Below are 19,019 nucleotides of genomic sequence, written 5' to 3'. Positions count from 1 at the left end.
TCATCTGTGCTGCTGTTAAGCTAAGCCATGCGGCTTATGAAGCATTGAATCGATTAAGAGTTCGCTACTTTTACACGAATCGTGTTTTTGCCAAGCTTTGACAAGTTCAGCTTGTTTAGTGCCGCTTTAGCTTCTTCTTGCTCTGGCATTTCAACAAAAGCGAAGCCTTTTGAGTCGCCAGTTTCTTGGTCTAAAACTAGGCTGCACTCTTTTACTGAGCCAAACTCAGAAAATAGCACACGGATGTCTTGCTCAGAGGTAGAGCGCGATAGGTTACGAACTAGAAGTTTCATAATAAACCTTGAATATGAATTTACGCCGAGCATTGTCGCACACTTTCATGCTCACCCTCACAAATAATTACTCTAATCATTTCTTTGGTAATGTGTCGCTCTATTTACCGATTAAGCGAGCTGTTTACCTGCTAGCCGCGGTTTATCGTGATATCTGACACGAATCCATGCTCTGTGCTGGTCAACGCCTGTTGTAGCATCTGAGCGGCTTCTTGCGCGGTCATAAAGCTCGAGGTATCCATGCCTTTACCGCTTGTATTCCAAAACTCGGTCGCCATTCCTCCAGGGTAAACCGCCACGATTTTCATCGGGTGACCTTTTAGCTCCAACCTCACCGATTCGATAAAGCCTTTCACGGCCCATTTTGCCGCGCAGTAGGTGGACTCTTCCGCTTTAGCACCTTGGGCCGCCGTCGACATCACCACTGCAATGGTGACCGATTGATCTTTGTAGCGCTGCACAAGCTCGCGAATCAAAAAGATCGAAGACTCGATATTGTTCTTCAGCATGTCGCTGATGGTGGTTGGATCTTGCTGTTCTATTTTACCGAAGTAGCCACTGCCAGCACTGTGGATCACCAGTTTAGGCATTTCAGGTAACGCATCCAATAACTCACTCACTGAGTGCGGGTCACAGAGATCACACGCTTGGCTAATGGTATTCGCAGGTAGGCCTTGCGCCACTTCTGCTAAACGTTGTGCATTGCGACCTGTAATGGCTACGCGCTGAGCGTCGGCGTTAGCATATTGTTTCGCGAGAGCTGCGCCTAAACCGCTGCTTGATCCGGTAATTAAAATCATACTGTCTTAAGTTTGTAGAGTTGATTCGAGATAGTAAGGGGCTAGGCTAAGATTTTCTGAGATCTATGGCTAAAGTTGATCGATAGCCTGGTTGATAGCTTGGGTGATCGGTTGAGCCGTAGGGGAATAAGAGTGTGGGGAAAGTCGTTAAGAATCGACTGGTTTGGTCAGAAATAACACAGCCAAAAAGTAGCAGAACTAACAAGTAAAAGCGCCGGCATAGAGCCAGCGCTTTTGAGTAATCATAAGTGATTATTCGTCGTCGAACTGTTTGATCGTGAACGCGTCTTCGATTCGGTTAAGCTCTTCTTGTTCTTTCACTCGCTTCTCTTCTTGCAGAGTCGCTCTCGTTTCGTTGAAACGTTTTTTCTCTGACTTAGTCAGGAATTTTACAGCTTTTTTGTTGGTCAGTGCGTAAGCAACTACGTCTTCACCTTTTTCTCTGCGGTCGTTTACGCGTTGTGAGAAACGTTCATTGTCGCGAGCTTTACGCTCCGCTGAGGTCAACTTGCTCATGCTTTAAAGCCTTTTCAATTATTCATGGTAGGGAATCTACGCTTAGCGAAACAAATGGGGACTGCTTAGTGTCAGTCTAGTCCATTTGTATGCTGGTGGCGCATCTTAGCACAATGGCTTGAGCATGCAGGTATGCTATTCGAGGGATCAAACAAAACAGCCCACAATTTTCGTTGTGGGCTGTTTTGTTACGTACTGTAGATGTAGTCATCGTTTTAAAACTAAGAATCAGAAACGGCAGTTACATCAAATCTTCTCGATGTATAAGATGACCTCTCCGACTTTAAAGCCAAACTTAGACATCTCAGTCTTGTTGAACAAGCGTTTATCGTCCATTAAGAACATCCAATCATCGAGCACCACTTCATAGGTGCTGCCGTCTACTTCAATTTCTAGATCATATTTCCAATACAGCGCAGAACCTTGGGTTTCACCATAAGCGGTTCCAACGACATCGTTGGCAGTCCCAGAATAGGTGTTTTCGCCCGTTTTGATCAGATTCCAAACGCGAGTTGAGCGCTCGCCATCAGCAAAAGAGAACCACTCTTTTATTTCTCCGTTGTCACCGTCCCAAGTCGCGATCAGTTTGGCATCAAAGCGGCGCAGTAAGTTACCAGAGCGGTCTAGCACCATGCCGTAGGCCATTAGCTCGCCATTAAAAAAGGTTTCAAGCTTGAGCTCTGGCGTTGTGTCGACATGGTCTTCTAAACTTGCAGAGCCACAGCCCACTAGCCAAGTGAGTGAAAAAAATGCCAGAGCAAATTTTATTATTGTTGTTTTTGGATTCATTTGTTCAAACCTAAAAGTTGTTTACGAAGACCGGGTTCAGAGGTGTTTTCAGACAACCAAATCGCTAGAAAGGCTTCACCAAATTGCTTGTCTTGGATGGTGCCGATCGGTTGTTCATCGAAATAAAAACGACTTACGTTATCTTCAGCGACACGAATCGTGAGTGTGCTTCCTTCTTCCACGTTCGGCCACATCGCGTACAAGGGTTTCAACCAACGTTGAATGTTGCTGTCAGAGTAGCCAAGCTTGTTCCACTGATCTTCGGTAGCGTCTACGAGGTCTTTGCTATCGATAGAGCGGTAATACTCAAGCTTCAAAGCTCGTTCGGAGTTGGTTGGAGTCGCGTAGAATTCTGCCGAGTAGAGAGTCCAAAACAGGTAACTCATTTCACCCTCACCACGTTTGTTCAGATCATCGACAGCAGAGGCTCTAGCGTGTCCGGCAAATAACAGCGCAGCAAAGATTAACGGGAGAGTAATAAAGCTTAGAAGTGTGTTTTTTGCTTGCTGATGAGCGCGAACAATACCTCGCTCAGGTTTGAACGTTTGTGTCGGGTTGCGTGGATAAGCCATAAGTCACCTCGTTATTGCCATTTTAGGTTGTATTAAGTTGGAGTAGGCGGCCACCAGTAAGGGCAACAAAATCCCCCAACTTATTGCAAGGGCAGCAACTACCGATGCATCTGGCCAAGTAGTAAGAAGAGCACCTGCTTTGATGCCTCCCCAATAACTACTAGTACCTGCTACGAACCCTATGACAAACAAGATCACTTTCGAGCATTTTAAAAGCCAATTTAGGCTGTGGTTAAAACTGATTAAGAACATGATCCACAGGCAGATAAGCCACACCGGGAACCACGATTGATTCGCAATTTCAGAGTCGACGGCAAACACGCCGAAGTGGAGTAAGAGGCTATCAAGCAATAGCCCCAATGGTAATAAAATGAGTATCTTCAAATCGCTACTGCGAGTCGGTGATAGAAGGAAGTGAACCACTACAATCAGTGGTGTGACGAACGGGGCTTGCGCGGTAAAGAAAGCACTGCAAACCCAGGTCGCTTGAAACAGTACGAGATTAATAATCCAAAACCGCTTCATCTTTTTCTCCAAAGTAACGAGGTTTTCTTGCGACTACATGGTGAGTGCTGATCACGCGCTCTTTGAATGCGCCTTCACAGTAGCAGAAGTAGAAGGTCCATAAGCGTTTAAACTCTTCTGAATAGCCGAGAGACTCTAGCTCTTCCCAACTATTTTCAAAGGCGATGTTCCAATCATTCAGCGTTCGAGCGTAGTGTAGGCCAATGTCATCAATTTCTTGAACCACAAGGTCGGTGCTGGTCGCAAGGTGTTGGGTCATCACTGAAACAGAAGGTAGGCAACCGCCGGGGAAGATGTACTTCTGAATAAAGTCGACACCTTTGCGGTATTTGTCGTAACGGCTGTCAGCAATAGTAATTGCTTGAATCAGCATCTTGCCTGAGGGCTTAAGTAGCGAGGAACATTTTTCAAAGAAGGTTTGTAGATACTCATGTCCGACCGCCTCTATCATCTCGATCGAAACCAACTTGTCATACTCACCAGTGAGATTGCGATAATCCTCTTTGAGCAGGGTGATTTTGTCGGTTAAACCAAGCGCTTTTACTCTCTGTTCAGCAAGTGCATGTTGGGCATCTGAGATCGTGGTAGTGGTGACGTGGCAACCGTAGTGTTGCGCCATGAAGATGGCTAAGCCGCCCCACCCTGTGCCTATCTCGACCACGCTATCTTTCTCAGACAGTTCTAGTCGCTCACAGATGGTTTTCATTTTGTTTTGTTGAGCCTTCGACAAGGTTTCTGCGTCTTCGCTGTAGATTGCGGAAGAGTACTGCATCGAGCTATCTAAGAAGCGCTCATACAGCTCGTTGCCAATATCGTAGTGGGCGAGAATATTTCGCTTAGAGCCTTGCTCGGTGTTGGCATTCTTACGACGCAGCAATAGGTTTTTGATGCGAGAAATCCATTGTGTCTTGTCATCAAGTTCATCCAATTGGGCTTGGTTACGAGCCATGATTTGAATCACACGCGTTAGATTTGGGCTGGTCCATTTACCATCGATGTATGCTTCAGATGCGCCGATACTGCCGTTGATGACCACATCTCTAAAAAAGGTCGCATCATGAATCACGATTCGACCTTTCAAGTCTGCTTCTCGATCACCGAACACCGAATGCTGGTCGCGCTCAATGATCTCGAGCGTCGCGAATTGCAGGCTTTCTAACACCTTGAAGATTAAAGCTCGATATTTACAGTTGCTTGAAACAGCAACGGCTTTAGCTTGTTGTTCAATATTGTTGTTTTGTTTGGCAAGCTGTTCCATGTAAACCTCGCTGATAACTCATTCTAATATTTTGTGCCAACTAAGCTGAGTTCTGCTCCTTGATTGGAGCGAACCCAAGCTTCAATTGAGTTCTTTCATGTGCGCTTAAGACGTTGAGTCTGGATGCGCCACAAACGGTACTTTTTTCAGGAATAATTTGAGAGCCTGATAATAAATTCCCATCACGACTTTTATCGTCATCGCCGGAATCTTGAATACCGTTCGTCTAATGTTTGTCTTGGTTACTGACTGCTTCGTCAGAGCCAGTGTCGCATCGAAAAGCTTGTCGTCTCGGCGGCTTTCGATGTGAACTAACGTGCGTTTCGCTGGTGGCTTAATCTTCCAAAAATAAGTCATGTTCAAATCCATGAACGGCGAAACGTGAAACTCTTTTTTTACCTTCAATTCTTGGTGCATGTCGATGAGATAGTAGTGTCTTTCTCGCCAAGGCGTGTTACTCACCTCAGCCAACATGTACTTACAATCTCCAGTCTCGTCATAACAGAAGAAACAGTTGATTGGGCTGAAGTAGATGCCTAAACAGCGGCACTGAGCCAGCATCGTCACACGGTTTGAATCAGACCAAACCCCACCAAGTTGTTGCACTTTGGAAGCTATACGTTGCTTAAGTGATTTTGGTTCATCCGTGGTGACATTTTCTTTTTTTTCAGCGAGATAATCCGATTCGACAAAGCGAATCGGGTTGTACCAACGAGTTCCGAACAGCGCACTGCGCGCTGTGGTTTGGGGCAGCTCATCAAGATCTAACCCCATCATATACAGCTGATAGCTGAACTCATGAGTGATGTCGCCAAAGCGGCGATGTCTGACGTTACCCCAATAGATACCGCTGAGCTCTTCACTCTTTTCGGATGCGATCCCCATCTCGGGTGTCAGGGTTTGACTGTTCATAGCGCGGAACTCGTACTCAAATCTAAACCGAAGCGTTTGGTCACATCGAGTGCACTGTGGACACCGTCTTCATGGAAGCCGTTATACCAATAAGCGCCAGCAAAGTGCGTCTGGTTTTTGCCACAGATTTGCTCACGCTTGTGCTGAGCTTCGACCGTGTTCGAATTAAGTACCGGGTGATGATAAACAAAGCTGCGAATAATTTTTTCTGGGTCGATGGCTTCGCTTTGATTCAAGGTGACACAGAAGGTGTCTTGGCTTTCGATGCCTTGCAGAATGTTCATGTTGTACGTGACACAAGCAGGTCGTTTACTGTCGCCATCCAACATGTAGTTCCAACTTGCCCAAGCCAGTTTTCTATCTGGGAGTAAGCGAGTATCGGTGTGCAGAACCACTTCATTGCGGCTGTATGGGATCTCGCTCAGTACCTGTTGCTCTTGTTCTGTTGCATCACCAAGCAAGCGTAAGGCTTGGTCTGAGTGGCAGGCAAATATTACTTCGTCGAAACCTTGTGCGCTGCCATCTTCAAATTCAATCGTGACGCCTGTTTCTTGGCGAGTCACTTGTTTAATCGATGTATTCAGTGCAACAGTCTTACTTAGGCGTGAAAGGATGATTTCAACATAAGAACGCGATCCCTTTGGTATCACATACCACTGAGGACGGTTCGCGATATCGAGCAATCCATGGTTGTAGAAAAACTGAATGAAGAACTTGAGCTCAAACTCTTCCATTTCTTCCAAGCTTGTCGACCAAATCGCCGCGCCCATCGGTAAGATGTAGTGCTGGCTGAAAAAGTCGGAAAATTGATTATCTCGTAGGAAACTGCCAAGGGTAACGTCTGGTGTGAATTCATTGCTTTCAAACTGAGCCTTACACAGCTTGTTGAACTTGAGAATGTCAGACACTAAAGACCAGAACTGAGGTTTGAAGATGTTGCTCCTCTGCGCGAATAACGAATTAATGCTGTGGCCGTTGTATTCAAACTTGGTCGTCGTGTTGTGGACGCTGAAGCTCATCTCAGTCGGTTGCCTTTCGACATCGAGTTGTTCTAGAAGCTGATTGAAATTCGGGTAGGTTCGATCGTTGAATACGATGAAACCTGTATCTATCGAAAACGCCGAGCCTTGATGTTCAATATCAACGGTCGCGGTGTGCCCCCCAACGTAATCATTCTTTTCGAATACTGTTACGTCGTGGTGCTTATCTAATATATGCGCGCAAGTGAGTCCAGAGATACCTGAACCAATAATGGCGATTTTCTTCATTGTTATACCATCCTTGAAGCGAGTTTTTGCCAAACTGGAGTTGGAAGCATTCTTAGTAGCTTCATCAACATGATGAATCGTCTTGGGAAATCAATTTCACTCTTTCCTTGAGCGATACCATTTACGATTCGCTGAGTTGCGGCCTCACTACTAATAATCATAGGCATAGAGAACGTATTTCGCTCGGTTAATGGCGTTTCAACAAAGCCAGGGTGCACAATTGAGACATGAATGTTGTGCGTTGCCAGATCAACCGAAAGTGTTCTGCCTAAGTAGGTGAGAGCTGCCTTTGAAGCGCCATAAGCCTCGGCTCTTGGCAAAGGTAAAAAGCTGGCGCTGGAGCTGACTAAAACCAAACGGCCGCCGGGCTTGATGTTTTTTAACCAAGCTTTAAGGGCGTAGCCAATTGAAATTAGGTTTATGTTGATGACGCGCTCGAATAGCTCGGCATCAAAGTTCACTGGGTCGTCGATGTACTCACAATCACCTGCATTTAAAATCAGCAGGTCGAGCGGCTTGTCTTGGTCGAGTTCTGGGAAGTTGTGGTAATCAGTCAAGTCGAAACAGAGCGGTGAAATTGATGAATGCGCGACGTCTGTCTCGTGCGAGTCAACTAAGGCTTGCAGCTTGTCTGAGTTGCGGCCACAAGCAATCACCTGATGCCCTTGCTGAGCGTAATCTTTAGCTAGGGATTGGCCGATACCAGAGGTCGCGCCTGTAATCATAATACGCATTATCGGCTCGCCCTCTTTTTGATGGATTTGATCGCGCAGCCCAGTACTGGAATGTGTTCGTACAACATAGAGCCGACGTCGAGGTAGTCTCTGTGGTAGACCACTTGACCGTCGAGCATCTTAAGGTGGCTGTGCCCTTGTACTTCGATTGGCTTTTGCCCATTTAATTGCTTGTGAGCAAACTGCATCGTCCAGTAAACGGAAGCTTCGTCGTTCGCTTCGAAAGTGTGTTCGATATGAAAGTAACAGCTGGTTACTTGGGTGTAGAGGTTCTCGAAGTAGTGCGTAAGCGCCGAAATACCGCTGACATGATGCAGCGGATCTTGGAATTCAATATCAGGGTGATAAACCGTCTTAAGCACGTCGAAATTGTCGGTTCCGAGTTCTCGATACATGTTGAGAAAGTTATCAAGCCATAGAGAGTTATCCATAATATTCACTCTAATTATTTGAAGAAGGCTAAGGCTCTCAATCGTGCTTCTTTATGCTCAACGATGGGTTGCCAGTATTCGCTGTCTATTCCGTTTTTAGCGATAAAGTCATGTGGGAAATGTACATGCTTATCTGGGATATTTTGCAGCTCTGGTATGTACTTACGAATAAAAATTCCTTTTGGATCAAACTTTTCACTCTGAGTGATTGGATTGAAAATTCGGAAGTAAGGTTGAGCATCACAGCCAGTACTTGAAGCCCACTGCCAGCCACCATTGTTGGCACTAAAGTCTCCGTCGATAAGGTGCGACATAAAGAAACGCTCGCCCCAACGCCAGTCAATAAGCAGGTGCTTGGTTAGGAAGCTTGCCACCACCATTCTTAGTCTGTTGTGCATCCAGCCCGTTTCAACCAGTTGACGCATTGCGGCATCAACCAATGGATATCCTGTTTTTCCTTCGCACCAAGCTTTGAAGCTAGGATGATCGTGATACCAATCTAAACCATTGTATTTTTGCTGAAAGTTAGCACCTTTGACCAGTTTAGGGTGGTGGAACATCAAATGCTTATAAAAATCTCGCCAAATCAATTCATTGAGCCAACAAAAGGCCGGTAATTGCGTATCAAATAACAGATCGGGTTGCTGCTGAATCAATTGAATCGCTAACCAACGTGGGCTCACGGCGCCAATCGCTAAATAAGGTGATAGCCCCGATGTTCCTTTAACTGAGGGAATATCTCTCAGACGTGCGTAGTCGTTGACTTTATTGCCTAAGAAATTGGGGATCACATTGCCCAATACATCTTGGCTTAATGGCCAGCGACTCGAATCAACACGCGGAAAATCGAAATCATAGTCAGCAGAGATGGTTAAGGCTTGTAAGTCGTCAGGAAGCTGTGTTTGTGAACGTTCAGCTGACTCGACAGGAGCTGGACTGCAGATGATGCCTTTCACCTGAACTTCTTTTAACCAAGCGTTCTTAAAGGGCGTAAAGACTTTGAACATCTCGCCTTGTTTGTTGAGAACGCTACCGAGTGGCAGCATAACGTCACAATCGCTGATCTTCAGGTTTAGGCCGCTTGAAATCAGCTTTTTATCGCGAGCTTGTTCATCGACCTCTGGTTCAGAGTTAGCGTAGACGCACTTGGCATCAAGCTGCTGGCACAAATCGATGAGCTGTTTGGATTGGTCGTCAAAGTCGCTAGCTTTCAGGTGAAGCAACGTTATCCCGAATTCAGCGAGCTGGGAATCGAGTTGTTTTAGATGACGATAGATGAAATCAGCTTTGATCGGCGCAATGTGGTGTTGCCGCCACGTTTGAGGCGTTGAAATGAAAACGGCGGTCGTTACGCCGTTTTCAACTGCCGCGACGAGCGCTGGGTTATCGTGAATCCGCAGGTCTCGTCGTATCCATAGTATGTCGCTCAATATCCGTATCTCAGTTTAAGTTCTTGAGGGTGCGGGTTTAGGTAAACCTGTGATTCTAGGTATTCGTTCGGGTATTCCATCAGGTAGTGATTGATCAGTGTCAGTGGCACTAGCAGTGGAACAACGCCCTCTCTGAATGATGCGATCTGGTTGGTCAGCTCTTGCTTGTGAGCGCTACTCAGTTGTTTTTTAAAGTAACCCTGCAAATGATGCAGCGTATTGGCGTGACTGCCTCGATTCGCGTGATGAGACAACGCCGTCATCAAGCCTTCGATGTATTGAGCCGCTAGTTCGTCGATATCTAAATCATTACCCGCTAGCAGTTTGCCTAAGCTTTTGTAACCCTCAACGTGGTGACACATGACTAGATATTTGTGGGCGCTGTGGAACTGAATCAGTTTGTGCTTGGTCACACCTTCATCCACAAGATCGAGCCATTTTTGGTAAGTGAACACTCGAGTCATGAAGTTTTCACGCAAAATGGGATCGTTAAGGCGGCCGTTTTCTTCAACGGGAAGTAACGGGTTGCCGTCCATAATTTGTTGGGTGAACATGCCTATGCCTGTCGATTCAGAGCCGCGACCATGGTGGTGGTACACCTTCACGCGCTCCATGCCGCAGGTTGGGCTTTTTTGACACACAATAAAGCCAGCAATGTGTTGGTTTTTCTTTGAGTAGTTTTGACCGAACTCGATCAGTTCGTTGGTCACATCACCTGAGCCATCAGGGCGAGAAACATGGATGATGTCATCTAGCATTCTTGTTTGACGAATGGTTGGACGAGGGGTTGGAAGACCAACAGCCATCTCTGGGCAAACAGGTTCCAATTCCACGTAGTCTGCTAGGTCGTCTGTACAAAAACGAGAGCGTTTATGACCTGTGTCGAAACGTACTTTGTGTCCAGCAACACATGCACTGATACCGATTTTGATTTTCTTTTCCATTGGCCAACTCCTTTGCTCTTGCTCTGAGCTTTTTCTTATAGTTCAACATTGCTAATCGTATTTACAGAGCTGGGTGTGTTTTTACTTTGACACCGTAGTTGTTTTTATTCAGATGTATTGACGATATACAGGATAGCTTTATGCCATCCTGTATATTTATAGCCTGCAACTGGGTTAATAGATATATTTTCCAAGTGGATTGAATAGTTGGCTCACACCTTTTGTGAAGTAAAGCGCATCACTTGAAACGGTTAAACAGACACAACCTTCTTTTGTTGCCGGTTGATGAGTGTGATTGCCATCCAACCAGATGAAGTCACCTTTGTTGTAAACGCCCATTTCGTCTTCGAAACTGCCCTCTAGAAGAAGCGTGATCTCGAAGCCTTTGTGGGTGTGGCAAGGCACTTGTCCATCTTTGCCGATGTGCAACAAGCTGGTGTGGTGTGCTTCGTCAGCAAAATCGAGTCTTGCTCGTGAAATTTTGCCTAGGTTCATCCAGTCCTTTCTCGCTACTGAGTTTAGAGCGCGAGGGATTGTGAATGTCGTGTCAGCAACAGTTACTTTCTGAACCTCTGGAGTCACTTCAACAGACTGAGAAGTATCAGCTGTGATTTGCTCTATCGCGTCAAAATCAAAGTCCATGTCGTCCATTGAGAAGCTGTCTAGATCTTCATTTGAGAATACTGGCTCTGCGTCAAAAGCATTATTCGCTGCTACAGCTGTAAGCTGCTTGACTTGTTGTTGGCAGTGTTCACACAGCTCTACATGGCTAGAAACAATCAAAGAAACTGAATCAGCCAACGTGCCATCGACGAAGTCTTTCAAGATTGCCGCGTTTGGGTGATGTTTAATCATGGTCTTGTTCCCCCATGTGAACTTTTAATTTGGCTAAAGCGAGTCTCAGACGTGATTTCACTGTTCCAAGTGGGACGCCAAGTTGCTGAGCGAGTTGCTCTTGAGAGAGCTCTTGAAAGTAAACGCCTTTGACGATGGTTTTCTGAGCGAGAGGCAACTTTTCTATTTGAGTCATTACGTGTCGGCTCATCAAATGGTCACCGAATGGCAAATCTTCGCTTTGAGACTCGGCTACCATCGCATCGATTGGCCAGATATCGTCGGCTATCGTTTGTTCGGCTTTCGCTTTCACTTTGCGCAACATGTCGAATGCTGCATTACGCATTACCGTGTAGACCCAAGTGGTCGCAGCGCCTTTATCTACATTGTAGAGATGTGCTTTCTTCCAAACATTAGTCATCGTGTCTTGAACTAGCTCGTTTGCAGCAGCTTCGCCACCCAACTTACTGATACCAAAACGCTTGATCTTAGGAGCGAAGAACTTGAACAAACAGGTGAACGCCTGCTTGTCTCGGTCTGTACCAACCAACACCAGCCAGCTCGAGAGCTCTGTCGGTACTTTGTTGTCTGTAGGTACTTTGTTATCGGGAATAATGACATGCTCCTTGCCGTTCCCTGAACTTCTGCTTTCCACTTGCATAGTAACTAACCATCATGCGAATTTGATGGGCACTACGTGAAAGGAGAAAGTCGGGATCACTTTAATTTAAATTAATTTCTACTATACAAAATTATAGTGAAGAAAAGTGCTTATTGCCCCGTAATGATTTGATTCAAAAAAGGAACTAGAGACGGAAAACTGGCTGGCTCAGTAAATTCTGTTTTCTTTTCCAGTGGGATAGGCATCATTTCGAGCAATCGCGCACAGATCCATTGTGGGCTCTCAAAATCAGGAGTGGGATAGAGTGTTCTTATCGAATCGTGGTCGCGAAACAACTGAACCAAAAAAGCGGTAAACACGTTAGGCACTTTATATTCATCGGTAGGCCAGTGAGGCAACAAGCTGAACTTACTTTTAATCAGGTCATCATCGTCTCGAAACGACCCATGCAATTGCACCAACTTTTCGCCTTCGACATCAATTTCTAATATCTGGTCGTCCGACATATTGAAGTCGACGATGGTCACCTTTGTTCCCCAAGAGCTGAGATGATCAGAGTTAGATTTGTCTTGAGTGGCGATAATGAAACCATCGCCCTGCGCTGCGTGAGCGACCATCGCGAGATACTTTGGCTCAAAAATGCGCAGTCTTTGTCTGCCTCCCGGTAAAAGGAAGATGGGGAGGGGAAACACAGCGAGCTCCAGAGAAGACTCTACGGGTGTTTCTGGTTCGGCGTCTGTCCGCGTGGTCTTCCTAGGTGAATTCGGCACATAGTACTCCTTAGTTCAAATGTGATTTGAGAAGATATACGCGGGGAGGGTGGTGTTCGATCAATTCGCTTCGGCTTATGTTCGCAAAGGGATAGATATTTTGTTGCACCTGTTCATAAATTCACTGTTTTTACCTTTTTTCATACGCGTCATTATGTAATATATGTACAAATAGTAAGCGAATGGGTAGTTGCCAGACGATGCTTCTATCTGACGTTCTTCTATACCTAACATCGCATCAAAGGAATGGTCATGATTGTTATTTATGGTATCAAAGAGTGCTTAAATCCAATTAAGTTGCAGCTCTCTAATGTGTTGCAGCAGTGCTTGAACAGTGAAATGGGTTTACCCGATGACAAGCGAGCACATCGGTTTGTGCCATTGGAACGAGATGACTTCTTTTACCCGGAAGGAAGAACAGAAGCCTATACCGTCATTGAGATAAATATGATGGAAGGTCGAGCGGTAAACACCAAAAAGCGCTTAATTAAGAAGATATTTTCTGAGATAGAGAAGCAGTTAGCTATCTCTCCAATTGATATTGAAATTTCCATTAAGGAACAGCCATCGCATTGCTGGGGATTTCGAGGGATGACCGGCGATGAAGCTCAAGATCTGAAGTACAAAGTGAACGTCTAGGGTTTAAGCTCTTAACTCTTAACTCTTAACTCTTAACTCTTAACTCTTAACTCTTAACTCTTAACACGTAAGACTTAAGCCAATCTATCGAGTGACGGCTTTGGAATTTGATGCCAAAGCCGTTTTCCTAGTTCTCGACACTAACCTTTAAGCATCTAAGCATCGTCACTCTTTTTTAAATACTGATGCCAATTTTCATTGATCACGTCAAAGTGCTCAACGCAGAACTCTTTTCTGTCTTTCAAATAGTCGTTTTCCACTTCATCGAGCAAGTTCTTATAGGCATCGGGATCGCTGCCATACACCAAGCATAACGTGGAGAAGTAACGCTGCAGGTCGAAACTGTGCTCGTCGATGTATTCCCCCAAGTCGTAATACTCTGGGCGGTCTTCTGACTCGAAAGCGAACATGTCTGCAGCGCTGATAGCAGCGTCGGCCCCATGCTCTACGTAGTTAAGCAGTAGCACGGTTGCTAGGTTATCAACCGCATCTTCTTCTTTACCCAATATGGCAATGTTCTGATCTTCGATATACGCATGCCCAGTCTCGTGTAGCAGGGTGTGCAGCAAGGTATCAATAGCGCCGGTTTGCGCAGATTTCCCATACTCTTTTTCGTATTGGTTCTTCTCAAAGTAATTGAGTGACTCAGCGTAAAAACTGTAAGGGATCAGTACTTGATGGGTTTGTGGATCGTAGAGTGGTCCTTCTTCCCCGCCATATTGAATGGTTAATGGCTTCTCAAACATGAAGAGTTGGTTTGATAGGTCGACCACGGTGTCATTAACGCCACTGCTTTGAATCTCTCGTTTGAGCTGCTCTTCTTCGGTATTTTGCGGTGTAGAGTACTCGACGATTAGGTTACTTTGGGTGGCTTGTTCACTAGATGCATAAGTTGTGGCAAACATTGCACTCAGGGCTAGGCTGCAGGTCAATGTTCGTTTCAATAATGTCATCGGCTATCCTTGTGATTACGTTGCGATTCAGAGTCGTGCTGGGGGTAACAACTCCAAGCTGTGTACCCTGATTTAGTTATTGCGTTAGAGTATAAGTTTAGACGGAATTTTGATGCATCGAGGACTGCAATTTTTGAAGTAGGCGCTATCCTATCAATGAATAATCCGCTTAGAGATTCGCCACAAAGAATAAGTAAGCTGAATGAGCGGTGTCGATGTGATTCGTTTCTATTGGTAATTAACAGATAAATTTCGGTTCAACACAACCCTTGTGCTATACTCCGCGCCCCAATCCGAATTGGCTTGTTTAATCTTAGGAAATTATTATGAGTGTTAAAAACGAACTTCAACAAATTAACAACCGTCTAGACAAGTGTCGCCACAAGTTAGATGCTGCTAAAACTCGTAATGATCGTCCTGTTGTTCGTCAGTTCGAGGAAGAGATTAAGAAGCTAACTAAGAAAATTGCCCAGCTTAAACACAAAGAAAGCTATGATGTGAACCAAGAGCGTAAGTCTCTGGTTGATATGCCATTTAGCCGTGAGATCACTAAGGCTGAGCAAGCGGATATGGGTAAACTTAAAAAGTCTGTTAAAGGACTCGTAATTGTTCACCCAATGACGAAGATCGGTAAAGAACTTCGCATTGAGGTTATGACTGGTTACGCACCGAAAAAATTCTAATTACCAGCGATGGTGATGAAAGAGGAGCTAGAAATAGCTCCTTTTGCTTTTTTAGGTATTAAGAAAGCAGAGTCAGCGGCATAGATACTCACGCCGTTTTCAACTTTTAGGAGGTGATTGTTGTCACAAATCCTTTTATCTCCTATAAAAGTTAACGTGCTACTAACATGGTACTAAGCGATCGCAGTAATGTGTTCGCTTTTCGAATCCACACTTTCTCTCCAGTTTGTATAAATATAGGTAGAGCAGCACAAATAATTACAGATAAAACTAGACTCATTAGGGAAGATGAGAACGTAAAAAAATAGAGGTTATATGAATCAATTAATTTCAATTGGACCACTAGAATCCTTCCTAATCGCGATTAGTGTTTTGTTTCTAGGTCATTTCGTCAATGCAAAGCTTCCGATTCTCAAAAAGTACAACATTCCAGAGCCCATTGTCGGCGGCTTGATTGTCGCTTTTGCTATTACAGCCCTGCACTTTAACGGCCTTGATCTTGAGTTTTCCTTGCCCCTGCAGAACACGTTTATGTTGATGTTCTTTGCAACGGTCGGTCTTGCGGCGAACTACACGCAGCTGATAAAAGGTGGTGCTAAGGTATTCCTATTCTTAGGGGTAGCGTCGGTTTACATCATTATCCAAAACGGTGTAGGCGTAACCTTAGCTACGGCACTAGGCCTTGAACCCTTGATGGGTTTGATTGCTGGCTCTATCACCCTTTCGGGCGGTCACGGCACAGGCGCGGCTTGGTCTCAAACTTTTGCAGACACGTTTGGCATTGCAAATACGCTAGAAATCGCGATGGCTTCAGCGACCTTTGGTTTGATCATCGGTGGTATTATCGGTAGCCCAGTGGCGCAAAAGCTGATTGATAAAAACCAGCTTGAATCTGAGTACGGCACTGGCACGCAAACACATGAACGCTTCCCTGAACTTGTTACTTACAACGAGTATGAAGAAGACAAAGTGACGGCGAAGAAGGTGATTGAAGTGTTGTTCATCCTTCTTATCTGTATCACGGGTGCGAAGTACCTAGAGCAGTGGGTGGCGACTTTTGAAATTTCTTGGTTGATGATTCCTGACTTCGTTTACGCGTTGTTTATCGGTGTGTTCATCACTAACGTGTTTGAAGTGACTAAGCTGCATAAGACTGACAGCGAAACGGTCGATATTCTTGGTACGGTGTCATTGTCACTGTTCCTAGCAATGGCGCTAATGAGCCTTAAGCTTTGGAACATATTTGACCTTGCGATTCCGTTCTTGGTTATCCTGGCGGTTCAGGCGGTTGTGTTAGGTATCTTCTCTTACTTTGTGACGTTCAAAGTAATGGGTTCTAACTACGACGCAGCGGTTATGGCAGGTGGTCACTGTGGTTTCGGCCTAGGTGCAACACCAACAGCGGTAATGAACATGGGCTCTTTGGTGAACCGTTTTGGTCCTTCACCACAGGCGTTCATGGTGGTGCCAATTGTTGGTGCCTTCTTTATCGATATCGTTAACCTGATTATCCTTCAGGGTTACATCTCGTTTATCGGTTAATGTTCGCCTTTACTTAAACGCAATGTGCTTATCGCACTAAGATGAATACAAGAAAGCCAGTCTGTTGACTGGCTTTTTTTGTTCTTGTTTGCCTGATACCCCTGCGGTTAGGGCTCTGTCACATCAATAACTAGGGCGTGTTGATCTTTCGAGCTGATTTTTGCAGTGAGTTGCTGGGTATTTATACAAGGCAGAGGCATCGATGTGTAGCTAGCCTACATGAGAAGCCGATAACGCAGTAGAAATGACCAGCAAACGCTGCCCGAAGGGTTCGAGCTGGGCGCCCCCGCAAAAAGCGTTTTACTCTTTGTTGAGGGAGGTTTGCTTAGAATGACTAGGCTACTTCTCCCTCACCGCGATTAAAACGCTTTTGACTAGGCGTCCCCATCCGAACAAAATTTAACCACGAAAGGTCAACACGCCCTAAAGTGTTGTAACGACTTCATCAAGAGTTAGGCGCGCTTTTGGTTTGCCGTAGTTGTAGTCTTCGCCGTCTTTGTGGTAGCCGATAGCTAGAGCTACATCAACAACGTGACCTTCTAGTTCGTCAGCAAACTCTTCGCTGATCATAGCTGCATCTACACCTTCCATAGGTGTTGAAGCGATACCTAGACGAGCTAGTGTGTGCAGTGTGTTACCTAGTGCGATGTAAACTTGAGACTTAGTCCAGTTACCGTTGAAACCTGTTTCGTCTGTGTTCATTTCTGCGAATGCGTAAGCACCTAAGAATTGCTCGTACATTTCAGCTGGTAAGTGACCAGAGCTTACTTCTGTATCAGCACGCTTCGCGAATTTCTCTTTAGTGTACTTAGGATCGTGAGCAAACAGGATCGTGTGTGACGCTTCTTTCGCATGTGGTTGGTTAAACTGGAACATGTTTTCGAAAGTATTGTGGAAGCGTTGTTTTGCTGCGTCACTCTCAATGATGATGAATTTCCAAGGCTGAGAGTTGATAGAAGAAGCTGACAAGCGAAGTGCTTCTTTGATTACTTCCATGTCTTCCGCAGAGATGCGTTTTTCTGCATCGTATTTTTTAGCTGTGTAACGAGTGTTTAGATCAGTAATGATTGGATGAGTCATGTTGAATCCTAATATCTATCAATAATAAATGTTGTAGGGTTTTATGTTCAGTTACGTCAACAATAAACGGATAACCAATTTAAACGAATCTCAATAGATTGAACGTCTAAATAGTTATCGAACATGCCCCAATAAATCGAGTATCTGCGGTAGCTCAAGTCGATGGGTGTAAGATAATAGAAGAATGACTCGGGAAAAATAGCGAACATATCAAATCACTATGGTTAATAATGTCCATAATGATTCAATAAGTGTGATCTTAATGGAGGTGGAATCTCTAGATTCAGTAGCTTAGTACGCTTTGATACCATATTGGCGCAATAATGGCGGAAGTACGCTGTCTAGGTTGGGGATATCTTCTGGCGTGATTTCGATTAAACCAAAACCATGCTCTTCATAGATTTTTCTCGTAGCTTCACGTTTATTTTCGGCGATTGGCGCAGAATCAGTTCCCCAGAACTGGATGTATACTTTGCCACTTGGTAGATAAAAATCGCTGATCACTTCTTTTGATATCGGAAGCGGACGCTCGTACGCATGGACCACTCCTGCCATATAAAGCCAGTTATCAATGATCAGCTCTCCCTTTGATCGAACATAATGCCCGTCTAAGCTTCGGTGCTTCGCCTCAAATTTCTGACGAAAACTGGAGAATGACACATCGGTCGAGTGGCTTTCAGCATCATGCCCTAGGAATTCAACAACAGACTGCTTTAAACGTTTATTGCGAACCAATGAGTCGTGCCATACCACGAATAAGTTTTGAGTCGCTTTGTCTTCTCTTTGTTCACCTCCGGCTTTTAAGCCTGTAGAGGTGACATGCCAACCGTCTTCTTCTTTTGTTATCCAACCAAGCTCGTTGAGCAGTAAGTTGATTTTCTTTGCGCTGAGTTGAAAGGCACTGCCAAGCTGGGTGGCGGTGAGTGTTTTTCCTGAGAATGAGTCCAAATCGATAAGCAGTTTCTCTGGCCAGACAATAAAGACACCAAACTTCTTGTGTTCGACATATTCCCCACCAAAGCTTTCTCCCCGTTCTGTGAGAATCCAACGCTCTTGTGAACGCACTATATAGCCCGCTGTTTTTAGATCGCTAAATAAAGCTTTAGCTTCTATGCCTTTTTGTTTAGCGAGTGCGGATGTGGAAATTTTGTCTGACATAGTCTTTTCTCAAATAGCGGAGTGATCAGCTGATGGGTGTTGGAGATATATATGATGCGATAGCGTTGGTAAATACCATATCACATCTATCAATGCTAACTGCAGTTCAGTGGTCTATGTTTTTAGTAGAGCGTTAGGTCTCGTTTTGTATGTTTAGCAAAATGTAGCTCAACCTGTAATTAAATTACAGGTATCGCGATTTTGCTCATCTGGGTGCATATTTTATATACGTGACACGATGTTCTTTTATACGGGTTATATAGATC

General features: G+C 45.0%; 22 protein-coding genes. 3 read left to right on the top strand and 19 right to left on the bottom strand.

From position 1 onward, the window contains the following. Positions 1-53: 53 nt before the first annotated feature. From AB4585_RS09810 to AB4585_RS09735, 16 genes are all read right to left on the bottom strand, one after another. On the bottom strand, positions 54-293 hold the full coding sequence (locus tag AB4585_RS09810; RefSeq protein ID WP_017061273.1) for an RNA-binding protein: 240 nt from the start codon (positions 291-293) through the stop codon (positions 54-56). 131 nt (positions 294-424) lie between these two features. Then, positions 425-1,093: an SDR family NAD(P)-dependent oxidoreductase gene (locus AB4585_RS09805; RefSeq protein ID WP_372154590.1), complete on the bottom strand. Its 669-nt coding sequence runs from the start codon at positions 1,091-1,093 to the stop codon at positions 425-427. Positions 1,094-1,345: 252 nt separating this feature from the next. Continuing rightward, positions 1,346-1,609 carry a hypothetical protein gene (locus AB4585_RS09800; protein ID WP_017061275.1) on the bottom strand — a complete coding sequence of 88 codons (264 nt, stop codon included), beginning with the start codon at positions 1,607-1,609 and terminating at the stop codon, positions 1,346-1,348. Between the two features lie 246 nt (positions 1,610-1,855). Beyond that, complete coding sequence (locus AB4585_RS09795; protein WP_017061276.1) at positions 1,856-2,398, bottom strand: DUF3833 domain-containing protein; 543 nt, start codon at positions 2,396-2,398, stop codon at positions 1,856-1,858. Beyond that, positions 2,395-2,970 carry a chalcone isomerase family protein gene (locus tag AB4585_RS09790; RefSeq protein WP_017061277.1) on the bottom strand — a complete coding sequence of 192 codons (576 nt, stop codon included), beginning with the start codon at positions 2,968-2,970 and terminating at the stop codon, positions 2,395-2,397. Before AB4585_RS09790 ends, AB4585_RS09795 begins: the two co-directional genes overlap by 4 nt. A 3-nt stretch (positions 2,971-2,973) precedes the next feature. After that, positions 2,974-3,495 carry a DUF2878 domain-containing protein gene (locus AB4585_RS09785; RefSeq protein WP_372154588.1) on the bottom strand — a complete coding sequence of 174 codons (522 nt, stop codon included), beginning with the start codon at positions 3,493-3,495 and terminating at the stop codon, positions 2,974-2,976. Then, positions 3,473-4,753 (bottom strand): cyclopropane-fatty-acyl-phospholipid synthase family protein, encoded by a 1,281-nt coding sequence (locus tag AB4585_RS09780; protein WP_017061279.1) that lies wholly within the window; start codon positions 4,751-4,753, stop codon positions 3,473-3,475. Before AB4585_RS09780 ends, AB4585_RS09785 begins: the two co-directional genes overlap by 23 nt. Positions 4,754-4,858: 105 nt before the next feature. After that, complete coding sequence (locus AB4585_RS09775) at positions 4,859-5,665, bottom strand: DUF1365 domain-containing protein (RefSeq protein WP_017061280.1); 807 nt, start codon at positions 5,663-5,665, stop codon at positions 4,859-4,861. Beyond that, positions 5,662-6,933, bottom strand: coding sequence for an NAD(P)/FAD-dependent oxidoreductase (locus AB4585_RS09770; RefSeq protein WP_136977929.1), 1,272 nt, complete (start codon positions 6,931-6,933; stop codon positions 5,662-5,664). The genes AB4585_RS09775 and AB4585_RS09770 overlap by 4 nt, the downstream gene beginning before the upstream one ends. A gap of 2 nt (positions 6,934-6,935) precedes the next feature. Next, positions 6,936-7,667 (bottom strand): SDR family NAD(P)-dependent oxidoreductase, encoded by a 732-nt coding sequence (locus tag AB4585_RS09765; RefSeq protein WP_017061282.1) that lies wholly within the window; start codon positions 7,665-7,667, stop codon positions 6,936-6,938. Further along, positions 7,667-8,098, bottom strand: a complete 432-nt coding sequence (locus tag AB4585_RS09760; protein ID WP_017061283.1) for a nuclear transport factor 2 family protein — start codon at positions 8,096-8,098, stop codon at positions 7,667-7,669. Before AB4585_RS09760 ends, AB4585_RS09765 begins: the two co-directional genes overlap by 1 nt. Before the next feature lie 14 nt (positions 8,099-8,112). After that, the gene (phrB, locus tag AB4585_RS09755; RefSeq protein ID WP_372154587.1) at positions 8,113-9,528 is read right to left on the bottom strand and encodes a deoxyribodipyrimidine photo-lyase; all 1,416 of its coding nucleotides are present in this window, start codon (positions 9,526-9,528) and stop codon (positions 8,113-8,115) included. Next, positions 9,525-10,472 carry a DUF523 and DUF1722 domain-containing protein gene (locus AB4585_RS09750; RefSeq protein WP_017060965.1) on the bottom strand — a complete coding sequence of 316 codons (948 nt, stop codon included), beginning with the start codon at positions 10,470-10,472 and terminating at the stop codon, positions 9,525-9,527. Before AB4585_RS09750 ends, phrB begins: the two co-directional genes overlap by 4 nt. Positions 10,473-10,646: 174 nt before the next feature. Further along, a complete protein-coding gene (locus AB4585_RS09745) occupies positions 10,647-11,327 on the bottom strand; it encodes a ChrR family anti-sigma-E factor (protein WP_372169694.1) in 681 nt (226 codons plus the stop codon). Beyond that, positions 11,320-11,967, bottom strand: coding sequence for a sigma-70 family RNA polymerase sigma factor (locus AB4585_RS09740; protein WP_017060967.1), 648 nt, complete (start codon positions 11,965-11,967; stop codon positions 11,320-11,322). The genes AB4585_RS09745 and AB4585_RS09740 overlap by 8 nt, the downstream gene beginning before the upstream one ends. A 110-nt stretch (positions 11,968-12,077) precedes the next feature. Continuing rightward, positions 12,078-12,698, bottom strand: a complete 621-nt coding sequence (locus AB4585_RS09735; protein WP_017065084.1) for an LON peptidase substrate-binding domain-containing protein — start codon at positions 12,696-12,698, stop codon at positions 12,078-12,080. Between the two features lie 252 nt (positions 12,699-12,950). Here AB4585_RS09735 and AB4585_RS09730 point away from each other — a divergent pair, with 252 nt between their 5' ends. After that, entirely contained in the window at positions 12,951-13,337 is a 387-nt protein-coding gene (locus tag AB4585_RS09730) for a tautomerase family protein (RefSeq protein ID WP_017072356.1), read from the top strand. A 155-nt stretch (positions 13,338-13,492) separates the two neighbouring features. On the opposite strand, the gene AB4585_RS09725 is transcribed toward AB4585_RS09730, so the two are convergent. Beyond that, positions 13,493-14,290 (bottom strand): DUF4344 domain-containing metallopeptidase, encoded by a 798-nt coding sequence (locus AB4585_RS09725; RefSeq protein WP_017060970.1) that lies wholly within the window; start codon positions 14,288-14,290, stop codon positions 13,493-13,495. Between the two features lie 326 nt (positions 14,291-14,616). Here AB4585_RS09725 and AB4585_RS09720 point away from each other — a divergent pair, with 326 nt between their 5' ends. Both AB4585_RS09720 and gltS read left to right on the top strand, forming a co-directional pair. Next, on the top strand, positions 14,617-14,973 hold the full coding sequence (locus tag AB4585_RS09720; RefSeq protein ID WP_017060971.1) for a YibL family ribosome-associated protein: 357 nt from the start codon (positions 14,617-14,619) through the stop codon (positions 14,971-14,973). 315 nt (positions 14,974-15,288) lie between these two features. After that, entirely contained in the window at positions 15,289-16,515 is a 1,227-nt protein-coding gene (gltS, locus tag AB4585_RS09715; protein WP_017060972.1) for a sodium/glutamate symporter, read from the top strand. A 423-nt stretch (positions 16,516-16,938) separates the two neighbouring features. Here the strand turns inward: gltS and AB4585_RS09710 are convergent, their stop codons facing one another. Together AB4585_RS09710 and AB4585_RS09705 are read right to left on the bottom strand one after the other, a co-directional pair. Beyond that, on the bottom strand, positions 16,939-17,595 hold the full coding sequence (locus AB4585_RS09710) for an NAD(P)H-dependent oxidoreductase (RefSeq protein ID WP_102428129.1): 657 nt from the start codon (positions 17,593-17,595) through the stop codon (positions 16,939-16,941). Positions 17,596-17,886: 291 nt separating this feature from the next. Next, a complete protein-coding gene (locus AB4585_RS09705; RefSeq protein ID WP_017070219.1) occupies positions 17,887-18,753 on the bottom strand; it encodes a hypothetical protein in 867 nt (288 codons plus the stop codon). Positions 18,754-19,019 lie beyond the last annotated feature (266 nt).

Source organism: Vibrio sp. 10N.222.49.C9 (assembly GCF_041474985.1).
GTDB classification, from domain to species: domain Bacteria; phylum Pseudomonadota; class Gammaproteobacteria; order Enterobacterales; family Vibrionaceae; genus Vibrio; species Vibrio crassostreae_C.
Note: the sequence above shows the minus strand (reverse complement) of the source record. Positions and strands in the feature narration are given on the sequence as shown.